This window comes from Flagellimonas flava, from assembly GCF_900129665.1.
Lineage (GTDB): Bacteria > Bacteroidota > Bacteroidia > Flavobacteriales > Flavobacteriaceae > Flagellimonas > Flagellimonas flava.
Window position 1 is genome coordinate 142,648 of sequence record NZ_FQWL01000005.1, and the last position, 24,904, is coordinate 167,551.

Genomic DNA, 24,904 nt, shown 5'->3' on the forward strand with positions numbered 1-24,904 from the left:
TTGCTAGTTTTCTGATCCTTGTTCCCCATTGATTTTTTCGGCAGCTTTCTTTATCGCCCTTCGAACCCTAACATAGGTGCCACACCTGCAAAGATTTCCGTTCATAGCGGTATTAATGGCGTCATCATCAGGATTCTTATTCTTGGAAAGGAAGGCGGCAGCGTTCATAATTTGGCCACTTTGGCAATATCCACATTGTGGAACGTCCTCGTCGTACCAAGCTTCCTGCACCGTTTTCAGAAGAGTATTCCCATCCGCTCCTTCAATGGTGGTAATCTCTTTATTCTGTAAGGAGGAAATCGGTGTTACACATGAGCGTACCGCCTCACCATTCACATGAACCGTACATGCACCACACAAACCTTTGCCACAACCGTATTTGGTTCCATTAAAATCCAACAAATCCCTAAGTGCCCAAAGCAAAGGCATGGTATCGGGAGCTTCCACCGAATGGGGTTTTCCGTTTATCATTAAATTTTTCATAAAAAAAATTGAGAGCTGATTAATCTTATATATTTGAGCAGAATGCTTTTCGTTTTTGACCTATGAATGATGCCCACAAATTAGTGTGTTGCGAACATTGAAGGTCCATTTTCATCAATTACTATTTTCAGATTCTTGGAATCTGAAACAAATCATAGACACAAGGCATATCGAATGAATATTTGGAAACTGGTTATCGTTATCGTAAGTGGAATTGCCATTGCACAGGGGCTTTTTCTAAGTCTCTACATTTTAATAAGGGGTCAAAGGCGATTTCTCCCCGCATTTTTTTTAAGCCTGATGCTTCTGGCACTTACCTTAAGACTTTCCAAAACCTACTTTTACTATCTCTTTGCGATGGTTCCCACTTGGTCCGTTTGGATAGCTATTGCAGGTCTGTGGGCCATTGGGCCTTCCTTCTGGCTCTATACCTTATCCAGCGGACCCAACAAGATTAGAAAAATGGACTATCTGCATTATATCCCATCCATAATCTTTGTTTTCATAAGCACATTTGCCAATCCAAGTTGGCCATTGTTGCCCCTGTTCAACGCTGGAGCGATTATTCTTGTGCTTTACATCGCTGCCAGTTTCCTACTTTTTAGATTGGGAAAATGGCAAGGAAACAAAAGACGATTTCTACTTTTTGGTACTAGCATCGGTCTAATCGGTCTTATTTTCACCTCTCATATTTTTATAGGTACGATTCAATCCTATACCGTTGGGACCATCCTAACCTTAATTATTCTGTACTGTATCAATTTTATGATCTTAAGGGATAGAACCATTCTTAAATCCGCGGAATCAAAGTCCAAAAAGGTACGACCAGATGCATTGGCCGTTATTATTGAGGACATTGGACAGTTATTTGATGAACAAAAAATCTATCGCAAAAAGGGATTAACATTGGCCACCGTAGCCCAAGAGTTGAACCATCCCGTGTACCTGGTTTCCCAAGCCATCAAAGAACATAAGAACACAAAATTCAATGCCTTTGTAAATGCCTATAGGGTTTCGGAAGTCAAGACTAGGCTCAAAGACTTGGATGCGAATTCCAAAATAGAGGTCATTGCCAAAGAAGTTGGATTTTCAAGTACTGCTTCCCTCTACAAAGCTTTTAAGGAACAAACCCGTCTTACCCCGCAAGCTTTCCGAAAAGAATATGAGGCCAAGAACCATATGTTGGATTGATTTACCAGACTTGTTACGATTATGATTTGTAAGCGGTTTCCATAATTCCTAATTTCAAGGCTCACTAGTTAGGGAATTGTACACGATAATCGACATAGAGACCACTGGAAACGGAATCAAAGGCAACAAGATTACGGAAATAGCCATTTTTAAGTTTGATGGGGTTCAGATTGTGGATGAGTTTACGTCCCTTGTGAATCCCGAAGCTCCCATTCCAAGTTTTATCACTGGACTTACCGGGATTGATGACCAAATGGTGCAACAAGCACCCATTTTTTCAGAAATTGCAGACAAGGTTCAAGCCATTACCTCGGATTGTATTTTTGTGGCCCACGCCGTTAACTTCGATTACGGTGTCATAAAAGAGGAATTTCGGCGAATAGGAGTCGACTTCATTCGCAAAAAACTCTGCACGGTCCGACTGTCCAGGAAACTAATTCCGGGATTGCGGTCCTATTCCCTTGGAAAATTATGCTCCGCGGTACAAATACCATTGCAAAACAGGCATCGGGCCAGAGGTGATGCCCACGCTACTACCCTGCTGTTTGAAAAATTAGTCAATTTGGAGGGTTCAGAAGATATCATCAAAAAATTCTTGAATGCCAGAAGCCAAGAAGCTACGCTTCCGCCCCATTTGCCCAAATCGGTTTTTGATGCCATCCCTGAACAACCAGGCATATACTATTTTAAGAACCAGAAAGGAGAGATTATTTACGTTGGAAAAGCCATCAACCTTAAGAAAAGAGTGCTAGGTCATTTTTACGACAAAAGCAGTAAAGAAACACAAATGTGTAGTGAAACTGCATATATTGATTTTAAACTTTCAGGGAGTGAGTTGGTGGCGCTATTGATGGAGTCCGCCGAAATCAAGAGGCTTTTCCCACCATACAACAGCGCCCAAAAAAGGGTTTCCAAACGCTATGCGCTTTTTGCATATGAAGATAGAAATGGAATCATACATCTGGCCTATAATTCCATAAAAGGAATTCCAAACCCCATCAAAGTCTTTTACAACCAAACGGATTGCCGTGCTTTTTTGGAGGAGCTTTGCAAGACGTTCTTACTTTGTCCAAAGTACTGTCACTTACAACAGACCAATACGGCTTGTTCCCATCATTCAATTACAAGCTGTGAAGGTATCTGTACATCAAAAGAAACTGTGGCCCATTATAACAAAAAGGTTACCCAAGCCATTGCAAGTATTAAATCTGCACAAAGTGAGGTCCGCATTATAAGGGAAAAGGGTCGCAAACCTGAGGAAAATGCTGTGGTTTTGATTTCGGAGGGAATCTACAGGGGTTATGGATTCATCAACAGGGAGCTCGAAGTATCGTCCTTGGCGGATATTGAAGCCTATATCATTCCCCAAAAAAACACCGTGGAAGCCCAACGTATTGTCGAATCCCTTTTACCTAGGTTGGAATCTTTTGTGCTTTAAGTTATTAGGTCACTTTTTAATTCTTCGAAACATTTTAACCATAAAAACAATCCAAGCTACTAGTATAAGGGCTCCAAATACAATATATGGTAAAATAATATCCATGACTGGTTATTGTTCAATCGAGTAAGCCCCCATACCGGAATTCCAGAAGCAGGAATTCTTAATGTTTCCCATGGAAAAGAACGCTGTAAGCCAAACATATAGGCTTTCACCTATCTAAATTTAGTAAGAAATAAGATACGAGAGGCAAAGTAATCGTTTCATTTCGAACAGTTTGTCGAAAACTAGACCTTTAAAATCGTCTTGAAAACTGTTTCTTGATCAGACAGTTCCAGAAATCCTTCATGTAGATTCTTTTGTGCAACGGCATAGGGATAAAACGAAATTGGTTCTATGCATACCATGTTTCGGACTTCCGTCCAGCACATAAAGTGACCGAAGCCTTCGGTTTTAATATGGATATTCCTTTTATCCTTTAAGGTAATCAATTCGCAGTCTTCTACCTGCAATGCCCTACTTCCAACGGCCAAAACCTCATCCAAGGTAATTTCCTTTCCTGATGCCAAAATTATGGGAGTGTCCGTATGAATTTTAAATGCAGGATGGTAACCCAGCATAAACGGCATACCTACCACTCCCGAAATGGAAAAGGAAATCTCCAGCTGATTTTCCGTTAAATCAAAACGTTTTGTAAAACTAAAACTGTAGGGCCAGGATAGCCATTCTTCGGTGGATTTAGCTGGAAATTTGGAATTTTTCACCTTTGTACCAGCAACATAAGTCTTGCTGAAAACGACATGGACATCGGATTTATCCTCTAATACATAGTCAAGTTCCCGAAGCAAGCCATGCTGATCTTGTATTGCGGTCCCTTCTGGTACTTCTACCCTAAAATTGGCCTCGTTTACGGGGCCTATAATCGGGAACATTTCCGTGTCGGCACTACGCCATCCTGGACTCCCCTTCTGATGGATAAACTCATGTTCCAGATGTTTAAAGCTTACCAATTCCCCTTGGTCCAAGGAGACCTTACATTCTCCAAGTCGTAAGTGTATCATGATTTGGTATTGATCAATCTGTAAATGAGTATTGCCGTGCGTTTGGTAAGGGCTTCTATCGTATTCAAATTCACCGTCTCCTCGGGGGTGTGTGCCCCAGTTCCCATAGTACCAAGTCCGTCCAAACAATCAACATATTCGGCCACAAAGGATACATCAGCCGCTCCACGTTTACCTGGATCATAGGCCAATACTTCCCCTTGGCCCAAATCCAAGCTAACCTGGTTCAATGTGCCCAACAGTTGATGATTTCCCTCGGTAGGCCCCATGGCTGGGTAACTGTCCGTAAAGGATATACTAGCGGATGTTTTGGGGAGGTTATTGGCAACAATCTCCCTCATTTTCTCACGTGCCCTTTCTTTTTGTTCTTCTGAAATGAATCGAAGACCACCCCTTGCCATTGCCTTTTGGGCCACCACATTTCCCTTACCAAAAACATCGCCCTTGCTGGTCATGGGGTCAAAATTCACAAAAGTTCCGCCCAACACCGTTCCCGGATTGAAGGTTAATAGATCTTCTCCTTTGACATCTGTATAGAATTGATGTAGGATACGTGACATTTCAAAAATGGCCCCGGCTCCGGTTCTTTCACTGAATATTCCTGAGGAATGTGCCCTTTTTCCTTCCACTTCCACAGCCCATCCCGATGCGCCTCTTCGAGCTACTGTGGCATAATTGAACCCTGTGGAGGTTTCAAAGCCCAGTGCTATATCGCTTCGTTTCGCGGCCTCAATTAAATCTTTACGGCTAACCGTTAGTGGTTTTCCAGTACTTTCCTCATCTCCTGTAAAGGCTACAACAATTTGGGCGTCGTTTAAAAGCCCATTTTCATGCAGTGCTTTCAAGGCATACAAGACAATCACGTCCCCACCCTTCATATCGTTGCCACCAGGAGCATGGGCCATACTATCGTTCACCATTTTAAACTTTTGGAAGGGACTATCCTCCTCAAAAACAGTATCCAAGTGGCCAATAAGCAATAGTTTTTTTCCTTTATTTCCGGATATTTCTGCAAACAGATGTCCAGCTCTGTTCATCTCTTCCGGCATCCCGACCCAGCGGGTATTAAAATCCAAGTTATCAAAGGCCTCCTTAAAAACCATGCCCACTTGCCTAACCCCTTTTGCATTTAGCGTACCACTATTTATATTGACTACTTGCTCCAGAAAAGTTCTGGCCTCGTCATTGTTTTTGGAAACTGTATTGACAATCTTTTTTTCTGTCCGAGTCAATTTCTGGCCTTGCGCCAAAGGTTGGAATGCAAAAAAGAGTGTTAGGAACGCGATCAATGGTAATTTTCTCATTGTTACAAGGTATTTATTGCACCGTCCATCCAAGTTAAACGGTCTTCAATCCATGTTCTTAAATAAGTAAGTTCTTCGTCATGGCTATCCCCTACAAACTCGTTGGGCCAAATATAAATGCCCAGCACGGGCCATTTTTCAAAGTTGGTTTTCACCGCTCCAGCATCCGTTAGCGTGGTTTCATAGTCATCAATCCTGTTAACAATGGACTGATTGGACAGAGCACCTGCCCTTAAAGAACTCCATCTGGATTGTAATTTTGAAACGAAATCGGGATCTTCCAACAACCGGGTCCACCAAAATGGAACCAGCCATACATCATTCGGACAGCGCTGATTAAACTGGTATGCCCATACGTTTGTATTGCCGCCCGAACAATAATCGGCATTTCCAAAAGCCAGATTGAAATCCCATATTGGCCCCATTTTTAGTTTTTCATTTTTTTCCTTCGACATGAACGTGCTTAAACGATACCCGTCAACGTTGTTGGAAAGCTCGGTCAGGATAAAGAAATCAATAAAACTATCCACATCTATATAAGCTTGATACCCCAAGTCTGGATCCATGAAATCATCTGACGCCAAAGCGGATTCAAAATCACCCATATAGCCAGAAATGTATGCCTTTTGCTCGTCGGTAATATCCTCAGCATCTGGATACTCGTATAAAAAATAGATTTCCTGATCAAAACTGGCCAATGGCGGGTCGTAATTGGAAACAAAAGAATTTAACTCATTGTATCCCTCACCCAAGTTGCTTCCCGCGGTCTTATCAATTTTAAGAATGTAGCCCCCAGTAAGATCTTCCCCGGTATTTTCATCCTCCTTGAGTTTGTTGATATCAATCCGGTTGGAATCTCTTTTTAGTTTCTCCATAAAGACATAGACGCCTTGATAGACCTCGTTAATTGAAATCTCCACAAACTGGGTTCTGCTTGCGTACCGACCCATATCACGGGAGAGGTCATAGATGAGCATATTCCTCATCAAAGATTTATCGCTATAGGGGGCATATAGTACCCAATCCTCTTCTTCCGGGTAGTCTAAGAGGGAAACATCCAAGTCTTCATTGGACTCATCCCAAGTTTCGAAACCGTATGATTTTTTGGGAAACAACTGGGATGACGCGCCACGGATTTCTATACCCATGTTTCCTTCATAGACAACCTCTTCGGCCTTGGTTATGGAAAAATTTGCTGCTATTTTTGGCTCATCTGGAATGACTTGACCATCCGTATCAATATTGAAATGGGGTAGTTTGTTTTCTGGTTCAATAGAAGGTTCTTCCTGATTTTCACCATCACCATCTGGCACCGAATTATCTGAACTGCACCCTAGTAGCAGTCCTAATATTCCAACCAAAACAATGTGTCTCAGGGAAAATATAAGGCTTTGAAGTTGCTTGATCATCGTTCTTTTTCCCCTAAGATACCAAAAAAGAGCAGCTACTCTATATATCCCTTGTCCCGCATCCAGTCGTCATTGAACATTTTACCCACATACCTGCTTCCATGGTCATGAAAGAGCACAACCACAACATCATCCTTGGAAAAGTGCTCCTTTAGTTGCAATAGCCCTTTTATGGCAGCCCCTGCGGAATTACCTAAAAACATACCCTCTTCTTTGGCCAATCGCTGAGTATATACGGCAGCATCTTTATCGGTTACCTTGGTAAACCCATCTATCAGCTCAAAATTCACATTTTCTGGAAGGATATCCTCACCAATACCTTCGGTAACATAGGGATAGATTTCGTTCTCGTCAAAAATTCCGGTTTCGTGGTATTTCTTAAAAACGGAGCCATAGGTGTCCACTCCCCATACCTTTACATTTGGGTTCTGCTCTTTTAGATACCCTCCGACCCCAGAAATTGTGCCGCCCGTGCCAACACCTACAACGAAGTGGGTCACCTTTCCATCGGTTTGTTTCCAAATCTCTGGCCCAGTACTTAAAAAATGTGCTTTTGTATTGCTTGGGTTATCGTATTGGTTAACGTACCAGGAATTTGGGATTTCCGTGGCCAATCGCCTTGCGGTCGAATAGTAACTCCTTGGATCATCAGGTGCCACATCTGTAGGACACACATGGACTTCACTGCCAACAGCCTTAAGAATGTCAATTTTTTCTTTGGATTGTTTGTCGCTGATCACACAGATCATACGATATCCCTTGACCACTGCAGCCAAGGCCAGCCCCATACCTGTATTTCCAGAAGTTCCCTCGATTATCGTTCCCCCAGCTTTTAGTAAACCTGATGCTTCAGCATCCTCCACCATTTGAAGGGCCATTCTATCTTTAACAGAGTTTCCGGGATTAAAAGTTTCGTATTTGGCCAACACCAAACATGGAAGTTCGGAGGTCAGCCTATTCAATTTTACCAAGGGAGTATTCCCAATGGTTTCTAAAATGTTATTTGCATATTCCATAGTCGCTGCAAAGGTAATCTTTTGGGGTATTGTTTTTTTGATTATCGGAATTTTGAAACGGATTCTAGGAAGGTATCAGATTTCATTCAGAACAATCCATTGAAAACGTCATATATCCTAGATTGCGTTTTTGAAATTATTCGAATTTGATAGCTTTTACCGGGCTTATTTTGGTGATGATATAGGATGGCAATAGCAGCATTAAAAGGCACAACAGCATCACTCCGAGGTTCAATAAGAGTACGGTCGGAATGTCGATGTGCACGGGAATATATTCGATATAGTATTCCTCCGGATTGGGAAATTTGAACCATTTGTATTTGTTCTGAAGAAACAGCAAGCCCAATCCAAGTCCATTTCCCCAAAGCAATCCGATGGTGATCAGATAGGTTGCATTATACAAAAACACTTTGCGTATACTCCAATTTTCGGAGCCGAGTGCCTTTAGAACCCCTATCATTTGGGTACGCTCCAAAATCAGTACCAGCAAAGCCGTGATCATGTTTATGCCGCCCACAATAATCATAATACCAATGATAAGGGCAATATTGAAGTCAAACAGGCCGATCCATTCAAAAATTCTAAAATATTTGGACTTAATGTTCTGGGTATCCAAATTGGAAAGTGTTTTTCCGTAAATCTCATTGCTCTTGGCTTCGAGCTCATCAAAATTCTCCAAAAACACTTCAAAATTTCCCACCTCATCATTCTTCCACTTGTTCATGCGCTGAATATGACGGATATCGATAAAGACATAGGTATCCAACTCATCAAATCCGCTTTCATAAATACCAACAATACTGAATTTTCTATTATTTGGTACTCTGGAGGGGTCCCCATCCTTTAAGAAAAAAGAGAAGAAGGAATCACCAACACCCAATTGAAGTTTGTTGGCCAACAATTTGGATATTAGCACCTCATCATTCAGCTTTCCAGTATAATCTGGGAGTTGCCCATCCACAAGAAATTCCTCAAAAAAATGCCAGTTATAATCCGTTCCCACTCCTTTGGCCAGCATGCCCTCAAAGGTATCCTCTGTCCGGATAATTCCTCCCTTAGTCGCAACCGCCTGGACATGATCAACTCCTTCCACGTCCTTGAATTCAGGATAAAAATCTTGTTTTATAGAAATGGGAGCAACGGAAACTTCCGAGGCATTGTTATCGTAATTGGAAATTTGGATATGGCCATGAAAAGCAGAGACCTTTTCCCTTATTTTATACTTGAGGCCCACACCGGTGGCTATAGCTATGAGCATCATCACCAACCCTATTGCAATAGCAGCAATGGCAATTTTTATTATAGGGGCGGAAATGCTAATTTTATGCTCCTTCCCTGTAATCAGGCGTTTGGCAATAAACAATTCTAAATTCAACGAATGCCCATTTTATCTCTCTTCAAAAGTACAGTTTTATTGTTGGTTTTTACCGTGTTTCTTGGCGGATGCGGCGAGAGCCTGAAAGCCAAGGTAGCAAAGGACGCTCCTGCTGAAATACGCAAGAGCGAACCAGGCACCATAATAGTTGCCGCCAACAGGACCGAAGCCTACCTTCCCTTGCTCCGGGGCAAAAAGATAGCTGTGGTGGCCAATCAGACCAGTGTAGTATTCCATAAAACAGGACATACCCATTTGGTGGATTCGCTTCTTGCACTTGAAATTGATATCGCAAAAGTTTTTGCTCCAGAACATGGCTTCCGTGGAAAAGCGGATGCTGGAGAATTGGTGAAAGATGGTACGGACACCCAAACAGGATTGCCCATTTTTAGCCTCTATGGAAAAAACAAAAAGCCCAGCCAAGAACAATTGGAAGGTTTGGATTTGGTTTTGTTTGACATACAAGATGTTGGTGTGCGTTTTTACACCTATATCGCCACCTTGCAATTGGTAATGGAAGCCTGCGCAGAAAAAGGTATTCCTATAATCGTATTGGATAGACCCAACCCCAATGGACATTATGTAGATGGCCCTTCGATGGAGTTAGAACATACAGGTTTCTTGGGTATGACTCCAATTCCGTTGGTATATGGGATGACCATTGGGGAATATGCCCAACTAATCAATGGGGAAAAATGGCTTGAAAATGGAAAAAAGGTGGACCTGACCATAATTTCGTTGGAAAACTACACCCATCAATCGGCATATCACTTACCTATAAGGCCTTCTCCCAATTTACCCAATGACACTTCCATTACGCTTTACCCAAGTTTGGGACTTTTTGAAGGTACCAATGTTAATGCAGGTCGTGGAACCGAATTTCAATTCCAACGCTATGGGGCTTCCTTTTTAGATAGTACCAAGTATGATTTTAACTATGTTCCCAAGCCTAACTTTGGTTCCAAATATCCAAAAGAAGATGGTAAAAAATGTTTTGGAAAGGATCTAACGGAACATGAACGAATGCATTTGGTGAACCTGGAGTGGCTATTGGAAGCTTATCATAATTCCATTGATAAATCAGAATTCTTTAGGACCGATTCCTTTACCAAACATGCGGGAACAGCATTGCTCCAACAGCAAATAACCAATGGAAAAACTGCATCGGAAATTGCAGCTAGTTGGCAAAATGATTTGGACGAATTCAAAAAAATTAGAGAAAAATACCTGCTCTACGATTGACTTTCTGTAGTTGGTTTTCGGTATTTATGAAAAGGTTGTTTTAAAAGTCCCATCACGCTACTGTTTTCCTTTTCATCTGGAAAGGTATCCACCCCATACACGATTTTATCCGTATCGAGATACATATAGGTGCCAAAAAGTCGGTCCCAAATCGCAAAAATATTTCCGTAGTTGGAATCGGTATAGGGAAGCTTATAATGGTGATGCACTTTATGCATATCTGGACTTACGATAATCCAACTTATGGCTTTATCCACTTTTTTGGGCAATTGGATGTTGGCATGATTAAATTGAGACAAAACCACTGAAAGGCTTTGGTAAAGCATGATAATTCCTATTGGGGCACCGACTATAAAAACTCCAATAAGGGTAAATGAATAGCGAATAAGGCTCTCCAATGGGTGATGCCGATTAGCTGTTGTGGTATCCACGTTATGATCGGAATGATGCACTAAATGAACCATCCACAAAGGCTTCACCTTATGCTCCACCAAATGCGCGGTGTAAGCGCCAATTAAATCCAAAAGCAGTACACCAAGGAATACATATAACCAGAGTGGTATTTGGGGCAACCAATTGATAATTCCAAAGTCGTTGGCCACTGCCCAATCCGATGTCTTTAAAAGTAAAAATGCCAACGGAAAGTTGACCAAGATGGTGGTCAATGTAAAAAAGAAATTAGGAACGGAATGCCGCCATTTCTTGTAATCCACCCTAAACAAGGGCACAATCCCCTCAAGTATCCAGAAAAAAGTTATCCCCCCAACCAAAATAAGGCTTCGGTGCAAGGCTGGAATGTTTTCGAAATAGTGAATAATCTGCTCCATATTCCCAAATATAAGAAATCGTTAGAGCTTCAATCTTCGTTTCATTTCCTCCACAATATGAAATGCGGCAGGACAAATGGCCACATTTTTAAGGGTCAAATTGCTGATTTGTTGGAACTTTTTTCGGTCCGTATGGGGAAACTCCCGACAAGCTTTGGGTCTAACATCATAAATCGAACAATAATTATCAGCTCCTAAAAACGCGCAAGGTACTTCTTGCAATATATAATCGTTTTCTTCATCCAAACGGAGGTACTGGGCGATGAATTGGGATGGTTTTAGTCGGAAGAACTTCGCAATTCGCTCAATGTCGGTATTGGTAAAAAGAGGACCCGTGGTCTTACAGCAGTTGGCACATTGCAAGCAATCCGTTCTTTCAAATTCATCTTGGTGCAGTTCCTGCATCACATAGTCCAAGTTCTTGGGCGGACGTTTTTTAAGCTTTGCGAAGAACTTTTTGTTCTCCGCATGTTTTTCCCGAGCTTTTTGGGGCAATTGTTCGATTTCCTTTTCCATCTCGGACAAACTTAAAAAACTGTTTTCATTTAAACCTTTATCTGCAATTAATGTCCCACTTTTGTAGCAGTAATTCTGAATCATGGAAGATGTGTTTGGCCAAGCACTTTTAGACTATCACTCCAACAACTATTCGGAGGATATTAAAACCATTTCATCACTGGACGAAGAGGACGTGATTCCCTTGCCCTATTTATTTAGGAATTATGATCAAATGCCACCACTGGAACAAAATGCACTTCAGCTAGCACGGGGCACCATCCTTGATATTGGTTGTGGTGCTGGCGGACATGCCCTTTACCTGCAAGAAAAGGGTCTTGCCGTAACTGCTTTGGATCAGTCGGAAGGGGCAATACAAGTATGCCAGGAAAGAGGTGTAAAAAAAACGGTACACAGCTCGGTTTTGAGCTATCAGAAGGAAAAATACGACACTCTTCTGCTCTTGATGAACGGCATTGGACTGGCCGGGAGGCTGGTCGATATGGTCCAGTTCCTAAACCATCTTAAAAAACTGTTGAAACCCAATGGCCAAGTACTGTTGGACTCCAGCGATATCATTTATATGTACGAACAAGATGAGGATGGCGGGTATTGGATTCCATCCAGCGACCAATACTACGGGGAAGTAACTTTTACCATGGAGTACAAAGGGGAAAAAAGCGCCCCTTTTCCATGGCTCTATTTGGATTTTAACACCTTACAGAACGCTTCTTGGGCCAACGGTTTAGCGTGTGAGCTTGTAAGTGAGGGAAATCATTACGACTATTTAGCAAAACTTTCGTTTCAACAATAATAGAATTGGTCTTACACCGTTCTACTAAAACATAGTATTACCCATGAAAAAGAAACTTCTCCTTTACACCTTGCTTGGATTAGGTTTTGTAATCAGTTGCTCCAAAGATTCTGATGACACTCCACCGGAACCAGTCGCCCAGGTGGACAAAACTGCCAATCTTCAGGTTACCGGCTCTTCCGCCAATGATTTTCTTTCCAATGCCAATTTCGATCGACTTGTATTTGAGATTGCCCATGTGGAGGGATTCAGACCTACGGCAACCACTATTGCCAATTTTGAGAATTTTATAAGGGAAACTACTTTTAAGACCAATATCGAGTTTACCTTCCTAAGTCTTCCCTCTCCGGGTGAGACAGATTTAACCACTCAGGAAGTAGCGGATTTGGAAGAAGAAAACAGAACCGTGTATAATGATGGTACTACTTTGGCCACATATATCTATTTTGCGGATGCTCCTTCAGTAGGTGATGATTTGGATGAAGGTCTAGTTACCTTGGGAGCCGTTTACAGGAACACGTCCATGGTTATCTACGAATCCACTATTAGGGATTTGGCCAGCAGAAGCAATACCATTACGGTCACCGATGTGGAAAGTGCCACACTGCATCATGAATTTGGTCATCTTTTAGGTTTGGTGGACTTGGGTACGGACGAAGTAAACCCACATGAAGATCCCGAAGCGGAAAACCATTGCGTGGTGGATGGTTGTCTCATGCGGGCCCAAATAGAATTTGGTGGTCCAATGATGAAACTTTTGGAAAGCAACGCCGCCAAAGGCTCCGCAGTAGTTCCGGTTTTAGACGCCGAATGTATGTTGGACCTGCAGGCCAACGGAGGCAGGTAAAACTTTCTTTGAAAACCCAGACTAGGGAATATTCAAATATTTATGCGTTTGTAATGACACCTTCCATTTGGGGTGCTGCATGACATAATCTACAATCAAGGGTACCATTTTTTCCCTGACACTCCATTCAGGCTGAAGATACAATATGCAGTCTTCACTAACTTTTTGGGCCTGTTCCTCGGCAAATACAAAGTCATGTCTATTGTACACTATCACTTTCAACTCATGGGCGAGTGGATAGATTTCAGGTACAGGAAGTTTGTTCTTTTTGGGGGAAAGGCATATCCAATCCCAAATCCCAGTGAGTGTATAGGCCCCTGAAGTTTCTATATGGGTCTGCAGTTTTTTGTCCTTTAACCCGGTGGTCAACGGTCCCATATCCCAAGTAAGGGGCTCACCGCCAGTAATTACAATGGTGTCAGAATAGGTATTGGCATTTTCAATAATATTTTCAATAGCTGTGGGTGGATGCGTTTCTGCATTCCAGCTTTCCTTTACATCACACCAATGGCATCCTACGTCACAACCACCAACTCGAATAAAATAGGCTGCAGTACCCTTATGGTAACCTTCACCTTGAATGGTATAAAATTCCTCCATTAAAGGTAGCATCTTACCCTGTTCCACTAATTGCATGACATCCGCTGTAACCATTCGGCAAAGATACATTGGATGTTTGGATTTTTGGAAAGAATGCCCATTCCCAAATCCATGAGTGATAAGGAATTGACATCATGGCTAAAATTACCCTATTTTTATGCCAAATTGAAAACCATGGGAGCCACCGATAAATTCTTTGAGCATATAGAAAAAGGATATACCACCAAAGGCGATTTCATTACTATGGGTGCTGGAATGTTGGATGGGGAAGCAGTGACCAATGCCTTGGTAAAAGTTCCTTTAAAAACATTGAACAGACATGGTCTTATCGCCGGAGCGACGGGTACGGGAAAGACCAAAACCCTCCAGGTGATTGCTGAGAATCTATCCGATAAGGGAATTCCTGTTCTATTGATGGATCTTAAGGGGGATTTAAGCGGCATTGCCCAACCTAGTCCAGGGCATCCCAAAATTGATGAACGCCATGAAAAAATTGGAATTCCTTTTGATGCAAAGGCCTTTCCAGTGGAGATTTTATCGCTTTCCGAGCAAGATGGCGTTCGATTGAGGGCCACCGTATCCGAATTTGGACCCGTACTTTTAAGTCGAATTTTGGACCTAACGGTTACCCAAGAAGGGATTATGGCCGTGGTATTTAAATATTGTGATGACAACAAGCTTCCCCTTTTGGATCTAAAAGATCTTAAAAAGGTGTTGCAATATGCCACCGGTGAGGGCAAAAAGGAATTTCAGGCCGATTATGGTCGTATTTCCACAAGTTCCACAGGTACAATTCTCCGAAAGATTATCGAATTGGAACAGCAGGGTGCAGACCTCTTTTTTGGAGAAAAATCCTTTGAAGTGGATGATTTGGTCAGAATCGATGAAAACGGCAGGGGCTATATCAATATCATAAGATTGACAGATATCCAAGACAGACCGAAACTGTTCTCCACTTTTATGTTAAGTCTTTTGGCAGAGATTTATAGTTCGTTTCCAGAGCAGGGAGATAGTGACCGTCCAGAATTGATCCTTTTTATTGATGAGGCCCATCTCATCTTCAAAGAAGCATCCAAGGCTCTGTTAGATCAAATAGAGAGCATCGTTAAATTGATTCGATCTAAGGGAATTGGTCTTTATTTTGTGACCCAAAACCCAACGGACGTACCAGATGATGTTCTGGCCCAATTGGGGTTAAAGGTGCAACATGCCTTAAGAGCATTTACAGCCAAAGACAGAAAGGCCATCAAACTGACTGCGGAAAATTACCCTGATTCGGAATTCTATGACACCAAAGAAGTACTTACGTCTCTAGGTATAGGGGAAGCCCTAATATCCGCATTGGACGAAAAAGGCCGACCTACCCCGTTGGCCGCGACCTTACTGCGTGCTCCAATGAGTCGTATGGATGTGCTCACGGCAAAAGAGCTAAAAGAAACCCTAGGAAAATCCAGTCTCATCAAAAAATATAATGATGAAATCGATAGGGAAAGTGCTTATGAAATCCTAAATGAAAAAATAGAAAAGGCGCAGGAAGAGGCGGAAAAGGAGAAGGAGAGGGAACGAAAAACCTCATCAAGAAGAACTTCTTCATCCCGAAGAAGCACACGAATGAACCCCGTTGTAAAAGTATTAACCAGCGCTACTTTTATTCGTGGTGTTTTGGGCGTCTTAAAAAAAGTGATACGATAACTAATGAAAAAGATTGTTTTGTTATTGGGTATGAGCATGGTAATCCTTCAGTCCTGTGCAGAAAAAGATACTACCTTCCTCATATCTGAAACCAGCGTGGGACCTCTTCAAAGAACAACACCTGTAAAAGAAATTGAAACCATTTTTGTTGGAGATTCCATTGTACAGGACTCTCTCAAAACGAACATTGGTGGAAAAACCGACCGAATTAAGATTTTCGAAAAAGGTGGAAAACATCTGCTTACCCTTACACCATCGTCGGATAGTATCCCGAGCATAGAAAATATAAGGGTTTTTGATTCCCGATACACCACGAGCAGTGGCGTAGGCCTGCATAGCACTTTTCAGGATATCCAAAGAAACTATGGTATTAAAAAGATTGTAACTACCCTGAACAGCGTGGTGGTTTTTCCAAAAAACAGCAATCTTTATTTTACCATAGACAAGGAGGAACTTCCTTCCAACTTACGCTACACCGTAGCCAACATTGAGGCCGTTCAAATACCTGGAACGGCCAAAATCAAATATTTGATGGTGGGCTGGGAATAGACCGCTTGTTAATTAATTCCTAAAGAGCGGGCAGGCTTACCTTCATTTGGGTAATTTGAGGACAAACTCCAACCCAATGAAAAATAGATATTTAAGCTTGCTTCTCTTGTTGCCTTATTTAGGAATGGCCCAATACGATTACGAACCTTCGGCCGAACATCCGTTTGGGCTACCAAATCCCAATGCCCCAACCGAGCTCTTGGATTTTGCGCCTCTTATCGGTGAATGCAATTGTACATCTGCAACCAGGAACCCAGATCAAACCTGGGCAGAACCTGTGAGTATGGTTTGGCGCTTTAAATACATTATGAACGGTATGGGGGTACAGGATGAAACTTTAAAGGAGGACGGCACTTACTCAGGGAGTATTCGTCAGTTTATTCCAGATAGCACTCGATGGTATGTACATTACTACAGTTCGGGCTCGCCATCTCCTTCGTTGCCTACTTGGGAAGGTAATAAAGCCAAAGAAGGAAAGATCATATTATATAGGGAACAAAAAGCTCCCAATGGGATGGATGGTTATTATCGCCTTTCTTTCTATGATATCGACGGGCAAGGCTTCAAATGGATTGGGGAATGGGTGAACAAAGACGAATCTGTTGTTTTCCCAACTTGGAAAATTGATTGTTCCAACGGTAAAATCCAACAAGGAAATGAAGACGAAAAACGTTACATAAGGGAAGCCTCTAAAAAGTTTTCCAAAGCCTTTATCGAACAAGATTTTGAGGCCATGGCCAATTCCTATACCAAGGATGCCAAACTCATTCCTTTGGGCACTCCCATTGTGGAAGGTAGGGAAGCCATAAAACAACGATGGATTTTGGGGAAAGACACCAAGGTCCTTAGTCATAGTATGGATGATACCGAAATTACCGTTTTAGGAGACCAAGCCTACGATTATGGCTATTATAAAGGAACCAGCAAGAAAGGGGATGAACCCATTTCCGAATGGAAGGGAAAGTATGTGGTGGTCTGGAAAAAAGAGGAAGGTTCTTGGAGAATGTATATTGATATTTGGAATCGCCTCAAGGATTAAAGCAGTCCATATTTTTCTCTATTTGCCAGTACTTTGGGGCTGTTGGTCTGCATCCATTCTGTCAGCTCCAGTAGTTTTTCTACATAGGACTGCCCAAACTCGGTAAGCCTATACTCCACTCTGATTGGTACTTCGGCATAGGCTTTTCTTTGGATGTAACCATCTGCTTCCAGCACTTTCAAGCGCTGACTCAAAACCTTATTTGAAATTCCGTACACAAACTTTTTAAGCTTATTGAACCGTAATACCGGGAAGTATCCCAACCATAGGATAATCAATGCGCTCCATTGGTCAGATGCCACGGACATCACATCCCTTACCGGACATAATTCAGGCGGGTTCTTATAATCAATGTGGCCAAACATTTTTTGCAACTTTTTTGCCGTTCTAATCTTCTGATTATCAGCGATAGTTTCTGATTCCATACTTAGTTCTGTTAAGGTGACTTCTTTTTTGTTCCGAAATGAATCTGTATTTTTAGTTTCAGATATAGAGTAAGTTACAAAAAGTAACCGAATGAAAAAGTTAATTACAAAAATTGTTCCGTTGGCCTATGGCCAATACTTTAACCTAATTTCCCTTTTTGCCCCAAAAAAAATGGCCCATAAAGCCTTCAATCTTTTCTGCACAGTTAGAAAAGGACGGGTCCTGCCCCAACAGGAACCCTATTTGGAACAGGCAAAAAAAGAGGTAGAGATCGTTGCGGAACATCGACTACAATCCTACCATTGGCCAGGAGAAAAGGAAACCGTCCTCCTTGTCCATGGATGGGAAAGCAACACCTTTAGATGGCGGAACTTAATCCAAAAACTAAGAGAGGCAAATTTTAACATCATTGCCTTTGATGCTCCTTCGCATGGGTACTCTTCCGGCAAACTATTGTATGTTCCCCTTTATGAAGAAGCGGTTCACCATATGGTAAAAAAATACAATCCAAAGTACTTAGTGGGACATTCGGTGGGTGGAATGACCTTGATGTACAACGAATACAAAAATCCCAACCCAGGGGTTGAAAAAATGGTGGTCATTGGTGCTCCATCAGAATTTCATGAAATTATGGCCCAATACCAGGACATCCTCAGGTTCAATGATCGGTTTATGGGTGTTATTGATCATTATATAAAAAATCGGTTTGGATTTCATATACGCGATTTCTCCAGTTCCAAGTTCGCTAAGAACAACACCAAAAAGGGGTTGTTGTTTCATGACAAATGGGATGCGGTTGCCCCATACCATGCATCAGAAAAGGTACATGCAAACTGGAAGGGTAGTCAACTGGTCAGCACTGAAGGACTTGGACATTCCATGCACCAGGAAGAAGTAAATAATCAAATCATTGATTTTCTAGCCGGTTAGGCCCAATGCATAAAAAATCCCAAACGCAGTTCGGCTTTTGGGATTTTTAGCTTTTTCAATACAATAATCGAGCTAAAACTCTCTATAATCTCCTCCCAAATATTGATTTGCCTCTTCTTCCGCGAATTTTGCCGTTTCACTGTCCCAATGTAGGGTTTGATTGGGAAAACGTCCTGCGATAACCCCCAAAAGAATGGTCTCGGTCAAACGCGCTGCATATTCAAAAGGAGCAGTACATTTATCCTTGCCCAAGCAAGCATCGATAAACTGGTGATAATGCTTGGGACCTTCGCTGGCATAATTTCTAACGGGTTCTCCCAAATTGTGTTTTGCAATATCTTTGGAAATGTCCACATATTTGCCTCGAACTATTTTTCTGGGCAGCTGCATAAAATGTGGTAAAAGCAAGCGTCCCTTTGTACCTACGAACATAGCTCCCTGTTCTGGCAGTTCACCCTCTCCCGCAACTTTGGCATCAAGGGAAATATCTGTTTGCGATGTTTTCTTGGCGTTGGTCTTGTTTTTGGCTCCGGGCAGCACCAAATCTTCATGTGAGGGAGGCATTCCTGGGCCATCGTACCAAATCCATTTTAACGATTTACCCGTGTATTCGGTTCCGGGAAATTCGTAGGTAACCGTATTATTTTCAGGGTAGCCATAACCGTTCGGTTCACGGCATTCGTTTTTAATGGTTCTGGGGACATCCAAGTTCAGAGCATTGTAGGGGGTGTCAAAAATATGAACGCCCATATCGCCCAAAGTACCACATCCATAATCCATGAGTTTTCTCCAGTTTCCGGGATGGTAGTATCCTTCCTTGTACGAACGTTCCGCCGAAGTGCCCAACCAAAGGTTCCAATCCAACTGGGCCGGTACCGGGTCTTCCCCCTCCGGCTCAGCACCGTTGTAACCCCAAGATTTTGGACTCCATGCATGTACGGTATGCACCTTTCCTATAATACCATCTTGTATCAGCAGGGTGGCCAATTTGTAATCGTAGAAAGAGTGCACCTGTATACCCATTTGGGTAACAAGACCTTTATCCTGGGCCATTTTCTTCATGGCTCTAGATTCAGAGACATAATGCGTCAAAGGTTTCTGGCAATACACATGCTTATCTTTTTGCATTGCCATCAATGAGGCAGGCGCATGGGTATGGTCTGGGGTAGAAACAATTACAGCATCAATTTCATCGGCCATCTCATCCAACATCACGCGGTAATCAAAAAATACCCGGGCCTTGGAATGTTTCTTCCGTGCGGTGGATAAGTTGATTGCATCAACATCGCAAAGTGCCACCACGTCCACCTGGGGATGCGAGGAAATATCGTTAAGGTCTGCAGCGCCCATATTGGCAACCCCTATATGCGCCGTTCGTATCCTTCCATCCGGTTTGATTGCCCTAAGCTTTTCGTGGGCACTAAGAACGGAAGGTGCGGCAAGCAAACCGAGGGCACCTACACCGCTTTTCTTTAGAAAATCCCTCCTATCTTGATTTGATATCTTCTTACTCATACTATTGTGTTATTGATTAGTTTTTCGATGTCAGCTCTTTGATTTTAATATTCTTGAACCATATGGGACTGGAATGGTCCTGTAAGCCAATGTAGCCTTTTTTGTACTTTCCGTAGTCCGGTGTGTTGTCCCATTTTCCAGAGTTTTTCTTTTTATTCCATTCTTCGGACCACGGTTGAAATTCCAATAACTTTTTACCATTGAGCCAGTGTTCCACTTTTTCTGGAGTGAAAACAATTTTGGAGGAATTCCATTCGCCCACCGGATTCAATATTTTCTGTGACTCATCGGCCACATGCATCGCATAGTCGGCACCGGTTTTTTGCCAATCCTGTAGCTCAGCAGGATGTTCAGCTCCGAATTGGGAGTTATAGCTCGTCAAATCGTGTATTTTGGCATAATTCTCGTCATCAATGAGCTGATATTCCGGGGAAACCTCAGGTGGTCCGCCATAACCTTCCTTAACATGATAAAAGATACCGCTATTACCTCCTTCGGGAAGTTTCCATTCGAGATAAAGCTCGAAATTATCATATTCCGCAGCTCCATAAATGATGTCCTTTCCGCCTTTGTAATCCTGCTCAAGACCCAACTCCGTATCGAAGGTCAAAGTACTGTCCTTTATGGTCCATCCTGGCGGAAGCGTTTCCCCATTGTAGGCTCTCCAGCCTTCCAAACTGGTACCATCAAATAGGTAGGTCCATTTTTCCAAGGGCTCAATTGGTTCCTCAGATTGGTCGGTAATTTCGGTTTTTTTGGTTTGCTTGCATGCACCTAGGGCAATCAACGCTAAAAGCATTGCTGTTTTTTTCATATAATCTGTAATTCAATGGATTAAGAACATAGTTACTAAAGATAGTGACATTCGTGAGTCACCAAAACTTTTTTATACCATCAACACATGATGAACCACGAATGTTAATTCATAGGAAGTCTTTGACATAATGTGATGAAATCACCCAACATCCATTTGTATAGTTGGTTGTGGGGAATTACTTTTAGTTCCATGAAACAAGTTAATCCCTTTCACATAGCCATTCCTGTATACAATCTGAAAGAATGCCGTGAATTTTATAGTACTGTCCTTGAATGCGAAGAAGGGCGAAGCAGTGACCATTGGGTGGATTTCAACCTTTTTGGACACCAACTGGTCATTCATTACAAACCAAAGTCGGACGAAGATTTGCACACTAACCCAGTCGACGGAAAAAATGTGCCCGTTCCTCATTATGGAGTGGTTTTACCATGGGAGGATTTTCAAAATTTCTCGCAAAAACTTAAGTCCAAGAATGTCGATTTTGTCATTGAGCCATATATACGATTTGAGGGAGAAGTAGGAGAACAAGCCACAATGTTCTTTCTAGATCCCGCGGGAAACGCACTGGAGTTCAAGTCGTTTAAAGATATGGGTCAGCTGTTTGCCAAATAATTTCAGACAATATTCAATCCTTTGCGTTTCACCCAAAAGTGGGCAAAAATGATATTCGGAACCCACGATAACCACGCTACAATCTTATAGGCAATTAAGAATTCACCAAAAATCATTGTTAATAGTGGCAGCCAAAGTCTAAGGGTGACTGCGGCAAAACAGGCCGCATAACTATATATCATCATGCCCTGGTGCAAAGATATATCCTTGGTCCGTATTGCTGAATAAGCCTTCAAAGTTGTATACAACCAAACCAGGCCCAAACCGATAAAACCGGCCGCAGTTACTAATCCACCTGTGGCGTAAAACCCAATGTATAATGCACAAATTCCACTTAACAATGCGGACGCTACATAAATCTTACCCAAGTTTCGATGCAGTTTCAGTTTTTTGGAGCGAATTTTTTTACTGAATTGGGACCAACCTGTAAGCAATGCAATACCCCCGAAGGTTATATGCCCATAAAATCCAATGTTCCACAGCTGATTTGAAATCAGCTCCGCAGATTTACTGAGCAAAAGACCCACAGGCTCTGGGGCCAGCCAATATAAAAGAGGATAAAGGCCCACTCCAATGGCCAAAAAGGCGAATATTACCCAAGCTATCTTATTTCTCGCGGATTTGGACACGTTGAGTTTGTTTGCTACAATTTATCGAATAAATGCGAAAAAAGGCAAGATGACGCATTCCAAACCGTTATAAAAGATGTGAACGGCCTTTGAAAACCCAAATTGAAGCCTATGAAAATTGTTCTATTGTTTATTACCTTATTTTTTTCCGCTTTGGCCCTTTCCGGATGCACCAATGATGAAGGGGAAAATGATCTGGACTTTATAAGCCCCGACGAAGAAGAAAACGTAGTTTCCCAACAAGTTTCCAAAGAATAGGAAATCTATTTGTTTTGTTGGTGCCTTTCCCGTGCCAAAAGTGTATTTTTTAGAAGCATGGCAATGGTCATTGGCCCCACCCCCCCTGGTACTGGGGTAATGTAGGAAGCTTTTTCGCTAACATTTTCAAAATCAACGTCCCCTGTAATGTAGTATCCTCTTTCCCGGGAAGTGTCTGGCACCCTAGTGATGCCCACATCGATTACGACCACGTCATCCTTCACCATATCCGCCTTCAAAAAATTGGGAACCCCAAGGGCAGAAACAATGATATCTGCCTGCAAAGTGAGTTCTTTAATGTCCTTGGTCCTACTGTGTGTTAAGGTAACCGTTGCATTGGCCGCTTTGCCTTTCTGGCTCATCAAAATACTTATAGGCCTTCCCACAATATGGCTTCTACCAATAACTACAGTATGCTTGCCTTGGGTATCCACCTCATAACGGCGAAGCAATTCCATAATTCCGAAAGGGGTTGCAGGAATGAAGGATTCCATATCCAGCGCCATTTTTCCAAAGTTGGTGGGATGAAATCCGTCCACGTCTTTGTCAGGATCAACGGCCATCAATACTTTTTGTTCATCGATATGTTTTGGCAATGGCAACTGAACAATATAACCGTCAATGTCCGTATTTTCATTTAGGGACCGGACCTGATCGAGCAATTCAGCCTCTGTGGTTTCTGTGGGAAGATGGATCAAAGTGGATTCGAAACCTATTTTTTTGCAGGACCTTACCTTACTACCTACGTAGGTGAGACTAGCCCCATCATTCCCTACCAAAACAGCCGCCAAATGAGGCACTTTTTCACCTCTTTCCTTCATTTGGGCAACCTCTACGGCTATTTCATCCTTAATTTGGTTCGATATCTTTTTACCGTCGAGAATTTCCATTTTTGATTGGTTGTTGGTTGTGGTTCTTATTTGGTATTAGCGCATATTCTGCATCATCTGCATCATCTTTTTTCCGCCGCCGCCTTGCATCATCTTCATCATTTTACTCATCTGGTCGAATTGTTTTAGAAGCTGATTGACCTCTTGGATGGTGCGGCCACTACCTGCTGCAATGCGTTTTTTGCGACTTGCGTTCAATTTGGACGGCGTAGAACGCTCATCCGGGGTCATGGAATGGATTATGGCTTCTATATGCTTAAAGGCATCATCATCGATATCCAAACCTTTTAGAGCCTTTCCCGCACCCGGGATCATACCCATGAGGTCCTTCATGTTCCCCATTTTCTTAATCTGCTGGATTTGACTCAGGAAGTCATCAAAACCAAAGCGGTTTTTGGCAATCTTTTTCTGGATTTTCCGCGCTTGTTCCTCATCAAATTGCTCTTGGGCCCTTTCTACCAAAGAAACCACATCTCCCATGCCCAAGATACGATCAGCCATCCTCGAGGGATAGAAAACGTCTATGGCCTCCATTTTTTCCCCGGTACCAATGAACTTTATAGGTTTGTTGACCACGGATTTGATGGAAATGGCGGCACCACCTCTTGTATCACCATCCAACTTGGTCAGTATAACACCATCAAAATTGAGGACATCGTTGAAAGCTTTGGCTGTATTAACTGCATCTTGACCAGTCATGGAATCCACCACAAAAAGGGTTTCTTGCGGTGTTATGGCCTTGTGGATATTAGCGATCTCCGTCATCATCTGCTCATCCACTGCCAAACGTCCCGCGGTATCTATGATCACCACATTACAACCATTGCTCTTGGCATGCTGCACTCCAGCCTTGGCAATGGCCACTGGATCGTTGTTCTCTCTATCCGAATAGACTTCTACACCGATTTGCTCCCCTACCACATGCAATTGATCAATTGCTGCAGGACGATACACATCACAGGCTACCAAAAGTGGTTTTTTGGTCTTCTTATTTTTAAGGTAATTGGCCAGTTTACCCGAAAAGGTTGTCTTACCAGAACCTTGTAAACCGGACATGAGAATAACCGATGGGTTTCCAGAAAGGTCAATTCCTTCGGCATCGCCTCCCATGAGCTGGGTAAGCTCGTCCTTTACGATCTTGACCATGAGCTGGCCCGGCTTGAGACTGGAAAGTACGTTCTGTCCCATGGCCTTTTCCTTGACCCTATTGGTAAACTCCTTGGCAATTTTAAAATTGACATCAGCGTCCAGTAATGCCCGGCGCACCTCTTTGAGGGTTTCCGCTATATTGATCTCTGTAATTTGCCCGTGGCCCTTGAGGACGTGGAGTGCCTTATCCAGCTTATCACTTAAATTATCGAACATATGCTCTCGTCATTTTAAAGGAGGCACAAATTTAAGAATAAAAAGAAAAGGACGGCTTTGGGGAGAGCCGTCCTTTTCAA

25 protein-coding genes and 1 pseudogene are annotated in these 24,904 nt (G+C 42.5%); 11 read left to right on the top strand and 15 right to left on the bottom strand.

Going from position 1 to position 24,904, the window contains the following annotated elements; translation table 11 throughout:
* Positions 1-3 precede the first annotated feature (3 nt).
* On the bottom strand, positions 4-483 hold the full coding sequence (locus BUC10_RS14335) for a (2Fe-2S)-binding protein (protein ID WP_073180893.1): 480 nt from the start codon (positions 481-483) through the stop codon (positions 4-6).
* A 174-nt stretch (positions 484-657) separates the two neighbouring features.
* Between BUC10_RS14335 and BUC10_RS14340 the strand changes: the two genes are divergently transcribed.
* Both BUC10_RS14340 and BUC10_RS14345 read left to right on the top strand, forming a co-directional pair.
* Complete coding sequence (locus BUC10_RS14340) at positions 658-1,674, top strand: helix-turn-helix domain-containing protein (RefSeq protein ID WP_131819090.1); 1,017 nt, start codon at positions 658-660, stop codon at positions 1,672-1,674.
* 70 nt (positions 1,675-1,744) lie between these two features.
* A pseudogene (locus tag BUC10_RS14345) lies at positions 1,745-3,112 on the top strand (exonuclease domain-containing protein); the annotation flags it as partial.
* A gap of 287 nt (positions 3,113-3,399) precedes the next feature.
* Here BUC10_RS14345 and BUC10_RS14350 read toward each other — a convergent pair.
* The 5 genes from BUC10_RS14350 to BUC10_RS14370 form a co-directional block, all read right to left on the bottom strand.
* Complete coding sequence (locus BUC10_RS14350) at positions 3,400-4,173, bottom strand: aldose epimerase family protein (RefSeq protein WP_073180900.1); 774 nt, start codon at positions 4,171-4,173, stop codon at positions 3,400-3,402.
* Positions 4,170-5,477 carry a M20/M25/M40 family metallo-hydrolase gene (locus BUC10_RS14355; RefSeq protein WP_073180902.1) on the bottom strand — a complete coding sequence of 436 codons (1,308 nt, stop codon included), beginning with the start codon at positions 5,475-5,477 and terminating at the stop codon, positions 4,170-4,172. The genes BUC10_RS14350 and BUC10_RS14355 overlap by 4 nt, the downstream gene beginning before the upstream one ends.
* Before the next feature lie 2 nt (positions 5,478-5,479).
* Positions 5,480-6,886: a CotH kinase family protein gene (locus tag BUC10_RS14360; RefSeq protein ID WP_073180904.1), complete on the bottom strand. Its 1,407-nt coding sequence runs from the start codon at positions 6,884-6,886 to the stop codon at positions 5,480-5,482.
* A gap of 35 nt (positions 6,887-6,921) precedes the next feature.
* Positions 6,922-7,902, bottom strand: a complete 981-nt coding sequence (locus BUC10_RS14365) for a PLP-dependent cysteine synthase family protein (protein ID WP_073180906.1) — start codon at positions 7,900-7,902, stop codon at positions 6,922-6,924.
* 136 nt (positions 7,903-8,038) lie between these two features.
* Positions 8,039-9,277 carry an ABC transporter permease gene (locus BUC10_RS14370; RefSeq protein WP_073180907.1) on the bottom strand — a complete coding sequence of 413 codons (1,239 nt, stop codon included), beginning with the start codon at positions 9,275-9,277 and terminating at the stop codon, positions 8,039-8,041.
* A gap of 3 nt (positions 9,278-9,280) precedes the next feature.
* Here BUC10_RS14370 and BUC10_RS14375 point away from each other — a divergent pair, with 3 nt between their 5' ends.
* Complete coding sequence (locus tag BUC10_RS14375) at positions 9,281-10,519, top strand: exo-beta-N-acetylmuramidase NamZ family protein (RefSeq protein WP_073180909.1); 1,239 nt, start codon at positions 9,281-9,283, stop codon at positions 10,517-10,519.
* Here BUC10_RS14375 and BUC10_RS14380 read toward each other — a convergent pair.
* Positions 10,510-11,346, bottom strand: a complete 837-nt coding sequence (locus BUC10_RS14380) for a sterol desaturase family protein (protein WP_073180911.1) — start codon at positions 11,344-11,346, stop codon at positions 10,510-10,512. The genes BUC10_RS14375 and BUC10_RS14380 overlap by 10 nt on opposite strands.
* Before the next feature lie 21 nt (positions 11,347-11,367).
* Positions 11,368-11,862: a YkgJ family cysteine cluster protein gene (locus BUC10_RS14385; RefSeq protein ID WP_073181058.1), complete on the bottom strand. Its 495-nt coding sequence runs from the start codon at positions 11,860-11,862 to the stop codon at positions 11,368-11,370.
* An 82-nt stretch (positions 11,863-11,944) separates the two neighbouring features.
* On the opposite strand from BUC10_RS14385, the gene BUC10_RS14390 reads away from it, so the two are divergent.
* Together BUC10_RS14390 and BUC10_RS14395 are read left to right on the top strand one after the other, a co-directional pair.
* Positions 11,945-12,655, top strand: a complete 711-nt coding sequence (locus tag BUC10_RS14390) for a class I SAM-dependent methyltransferase (RefSeq protein ID WP_073180914.1) — start codon at positions 11,945-11,947, stop codon at positions 12,653-12,655.
* A 43-nt stretch (positions 12,656-12,698) separates the two neighbouring features.
* Positions 12,699-13,502, top strand: coding sequence for a hypothetical protein (locus BUC10_RS14395; RefSeq protein WP_073180916.1), 804 nt, complete (start codon positions 12,699-12,701; stop codon positions 13,500-13,502).
* A 21-nt stretch (positions 13,503-13,523) separates the two neighbouring features.
* Here BUC10_RS14395 and BUC10_RS14400 read toward each other — a convergent pair whose 3' ends face one another.
* A complete protein-coding gene (locus BUC10_RS14400) occupies positions 13,524-14,156 on the bottom strand; it encodes a 7-carboxy-7-deazaguanine synthase QueE (RefSeq protein WP_073180918.1) in 633 nt (210 codons plus the stop codon).
* Positions 14,157-14,276: 120 nt separating this feature from the next.
* On the opposite strand from BUC10_RS14400, the gene BUC10_RS14405 reads away from it, so the two are divergent.
* The 3 genes from BUC10_RS14405 to BUC10_RS17875 all read left to right on the top strand — a co-directional run bounded on the left by BUC10_RS14405 (position 14,277) and on the right by BUC10_RS17875 (position 17,382).
* On the top strand, positions 14,277-15,794 hold the full coding sequence (locus BUC10_RS14405) for a helicase HerA-like domain-containing protein (protein ID WP_073181060.1): 1,518 nt from the start codon (positions 14,277-14,279) through the stop codon (positions 15,792-15,794).
* A 3-nt stretch (positions 15,795-15,797) separates the two neighbouring features.
* The gene (locus BUC10_RS14410) at positions 15,798-16,343 is read left to right on the top strand and encodes a hypothetical protein (protein WP_073180921.1); all 546 of its coding nucleotides are present in this window, start codon (positions 15,798-15,800) and stop codon (positions 16,341-16,343) included.
* Positions 16,344-16,419: 76 nt separating this feature from the next.
* Positions 16,420-17,382 carry a YybH family protein gene (locus BUC10_RS17875; protein WP_073180923.1) on the top strand — a complete coding sequence of 321 codons (963 nt, stop codon included), beginning with the start codon at positions 16,420-16,422 and terminating at the stop codon, positions 17,380-17,382.
* Here the strand turns inward: BUC10_RS17875 and BUC10_RS14420 are convergent.
* A complete protein-coding gene (locus BUC10_RS14420) occupies positions 17,379-17,807 on the bottom strand; it encodes a winged helix-turn-helix transcriptional regulator (RefSeq protein ID WP_073180925.1) in 429 nt (142 codons plus the stop codon). The genes BUC10_RS17875 and BUC10_RS14420 overlap by 4 nt on opposite strands.
* A 91-nt stretch (positions 17,808-17,898) precedes the next feature.
* On the opposite strand from BUC10_RS14420, the gene BUC10_RS14425 reads away from it, so the two are divergent.
* Positions 17,899-18,738, top strand: a complete 840-nt coding sequence (locus BUC10_RS14425) for an alpha/beta fold hydrolase (RefSeq protein WP_073180927.1) — start codon at positions 17,899-17,901, stop codon at positions 18,736-18,738.
* A 72-nt stretch (positions 18,739-18,810) separates the two neighbouring features.
* Here the strand turns inward: BUC10_RS14425 and BUC10_RS14430 are convergent, their stop codons facing one another.
* Positions 18,811-20,253, bottom strand: coding sequence for a Gfo/Idh/MocA family protein (locus BUC10_RS14430; RefSeq protein WP_073180929.1), 1,443 nt, complete (start codon positions 20,251-20,253; stop codon positions 18,811-18,813).
* A gap of 16 nt (positions 20,254-20,269) precedes the next feature.
* Positions 20,270-21,067, bottom strand: coding sequence for a 3-keto-disaccharide hydrolase (locus BUC10_RS14435; RefSeq protein ID WP_073180932.1), 798 nt, complete (start codon positions 21,065-21,067; stop codon positions 20,270-20,272).
* A 192-nt stretch (positions 21,068-21,259) separates the two neighbouring features.
* Between BUC10_RS14435 and BUC10_RS17920 the strand changes: the two genes are divergently transcribed.
* Positions 21,260-21,682, top strand: coding sequence for a VOC family protein (locus BUC10_RS17920; RefSeq protein ID WP_073181062.1), 423 nt, complete (start codon positions 21,260-21,262; stop codon positions 21,680-21,682).
* A gap of 2 nt (positions 21,683-21,684) precedes the next feature.
* On the opposite strand, the gene BUC10_RS14445 is transcribed toward BUC10_RS17920, so the two are convergent.
* Positions 21,685-22,311 (bottom strand): DUF2306 domain-containing protein, encoded by a 627-nt coding sequence (locus BUC10_RS14445; RefSeq protein WP_073180934.1) that lies wholly within the window; start codon positions 22,309-22,311, stop codon positions 21,685-21,687.
* Between the two features lie 111 nt (positions 22,312-22,422).
* On the opposite strand from BUC10_RS14445, the gene BUC10_RS17880 reads away from it, so the two are divergent.
* Positions 22,423-22,569, top strand: coding sequence for a hypothetical protein (locus tag BUC10_RS17880; protein ID WP_165614913.1), 147 nt, complete (start codon positions 22,423-22,425; stop codon positions 22,567-22,569).
* A 5-nt stretch (positions 22,570-22,574) separates the two neighbouring features.
* Here BUC10_RS17880 and folD read toward each other — a convergent pair whose 3' ends face one another.
* Positions 22,575-23,459, bottom strand: a complete 885-nt coding sequence (gene folD, locus BUC10_RS14450; RefSeq protein WP_073180936.1) for a bifunctional methylenetetrahydrofolate dehydrogenase/methenyltetrahydrofolate cyclohydrolase FolD — start codon at positions 23,457-23,459, stop codon at positions 22,575-22,577.
* A gap of 36 nt (positions 23,460-23,495) precedes the next feature.
* The gene (gene ffh / locus BUC10_RS14455; protein WP_073180938.1) at positions 23,496-24,824 is read right to left on the bottom strand and encodes a signal recognition particle protein; all 1,329 of its coding nucleotides are present in this window, start codon (positions 24,822-24,824) and stop codon (positions 23,496-23,498) included.
* Positions 24,825-24,904: the final 80 nt, after the last annotated feature.

What these genes read in the sequence shown, in the direction of transcription:
- BUC10_RS14405 (WP_073181060.1), top strand. Translation starts at nt 14,277, where the DNA reads ATGGGAGCCACCGATAAATTCTTTGAGCATATAGAAAAAGGATATACC.
- BUC10_RS17875 (WP_073180923.1), top strand. Translation starts at nt 16,420, where the DNA reads ATGAAAAATAGATATTTAAGCTTGCTTCTCTTGTTGCCTTATTTAGGA.
- BUC10_RS14335 (WP_073180893.1), bottom strand. Translation starts at nt 483, where the DNA reads ATGAAAAATTTAATGATAAACGGAAAACCCCATTCGGTGGAAGCTCCC.
- BUC10_RS14430 (WP_073180929.1), bottom strand. Translation starts at nt 20,253, where the DNA reads ATGAGTAAGAAGATATCAAATCAAGATAGGAGGGATTTTCTAAAGAAA.
- BUC10_RS14360 (WP_073180904.1), bottom strand. Translation starts at nt 6,886, where the DNA reads ATGATCAAGCAACTTCAAAGCCTTATATTTTCCCTGAGACACATTGTT.
- BUC10_RS14350 (WP_073180900.1), bottom strand. Translation starts at nt 4,173, where the DNA reads ATGATACACTTACGACTTGGAGAATGTAAGGTCTCCTTGGACCAAGGG.
- BUC10_RS14380 (WP_073180911.1), bottom strand. Translation starts at nt 11,346, where the DNA reads ATGGAGCAGATTATTCACTATTTCGAAAACATTCCAGCCTTGCACCGA.
- BUC10_RS14365 (WP_073180906.1), bottom strand. Translation starts at nt 7,902, where the DNA reads ATGGAATATGCAAATAACATTTTAGAAACCATTGGGAATACTCCCTTG.
- BUC10_RS14395 (WP_073180916.1), top strand. Translation starts at nt 12,699, where the DNA reads ATGAAAAAGAAACTTCTCCTTTACACCTTGCTTGGATTAGGTTTTGTA.
- BUC10_RS14420 (WP_073180925.1), bottom strand. Translation starts at nt 17,807, where the DNA reads ATGGAATCAGAAACTATCGCTGATAATCAGAAGATTAGAACGGCAAAA.
- BUC10_RS14425 (WP_073180927.1), top strand. Translation starts at nt 17,899, where the DNA reads ATGAAAAAGTTAATTACAAAAATTGTTCCGTTGGCCTATGGCCAATAC.
- BUC10_RS14375 (WP_073180909.1), top strand. Translation starts at nt 9,281, where the DNA reads ATGCCCATTTTATCTCTCTTCAAAAGTACAGTTTTATTGTTGGTTTTT.
- folD (WP_073180936.1), bottom strand. Translation starts at nt 23,459, where the DNA reads ATGGAAATTCTCGACGGTAAAAAGATATCGAACCAAATTAAGGATGAA.
- BUC10_RS14410 (WP_073180921.1), top strand. Translation starts at nt 15,798, where the DNA reads ATGAAAAAGATTGTTTTGTTATTGGGTATGAGCATGGTAATCCTTCAG.
- BUC10_RS14435 (WP_073180932.1), bottom strand. Translation starts at nt 21,067, where the DNA reads ATGAAAAAAACAGCAATGCTTTTAGCGTTGATTGCCCTAGGTGCATGC.
- BUC10_RS17920 (WP_073181062.1), top strand. Translation starts at nt 21,260, where the DNA reads ATGAAACAAGTTAATCCCTTTCACATAGCCATTCCTGTATACAATCTG.
- BUC10_RS17880 (WP_165614913.1), top strand. Translation starts at nt 22,423, where the DNA reads ATGAAAATTGTTCTATTGTTTATTACCTTATTTTTTTCCGCTTTGGCC.
- BUC10_RS14390 (WP_073180914.1), top strand. Translation starts at nt 11,945, where the DNA reads ATGGAAGATGTGTTTGGCCAAGCACTTTTAGACTATCACTCCAACAAC.
- BUC10_RS14340 (WP_131819090.1), top strand. Translation starts at nt 658, where the DNA reads ATGAATATTTGGAAACTGGTTATCGTTATCGTAAGTGGAATTGCCATT.
- BUC10_RS14385 (WP_073181058.1), bottom strand. Translation starts at nt 11,862, where the DNA reads ATGGAAAAGGAAATCGAACAATTGCCCCAAAAAGCTCGGGAAAAACAT.
- ffh (WP_073180938.1), bottom strand. Translation starts at nt 24,824, where the DNA reads ATGTTCGATAATTTAAGTGATAAGCTGGATAAGGCACTCCACGTCCTC.
- BUC10_RS14400 (WP_073180918.1), bottom strand. Translation starts at nt 14,156, where the DNA reads ATGGTTACAGCGGATGTCATGCAATTAGTGGAACAGGGTAAGATGCTA.
- BUC10_RS14355 (WP_073180902.1), bottom strand. Translation starts at nt 5,477, where the DNA reads ATGAGAAAATTACCATTGATCGCGTTCCTAACACTCTTTTTTGCATTC.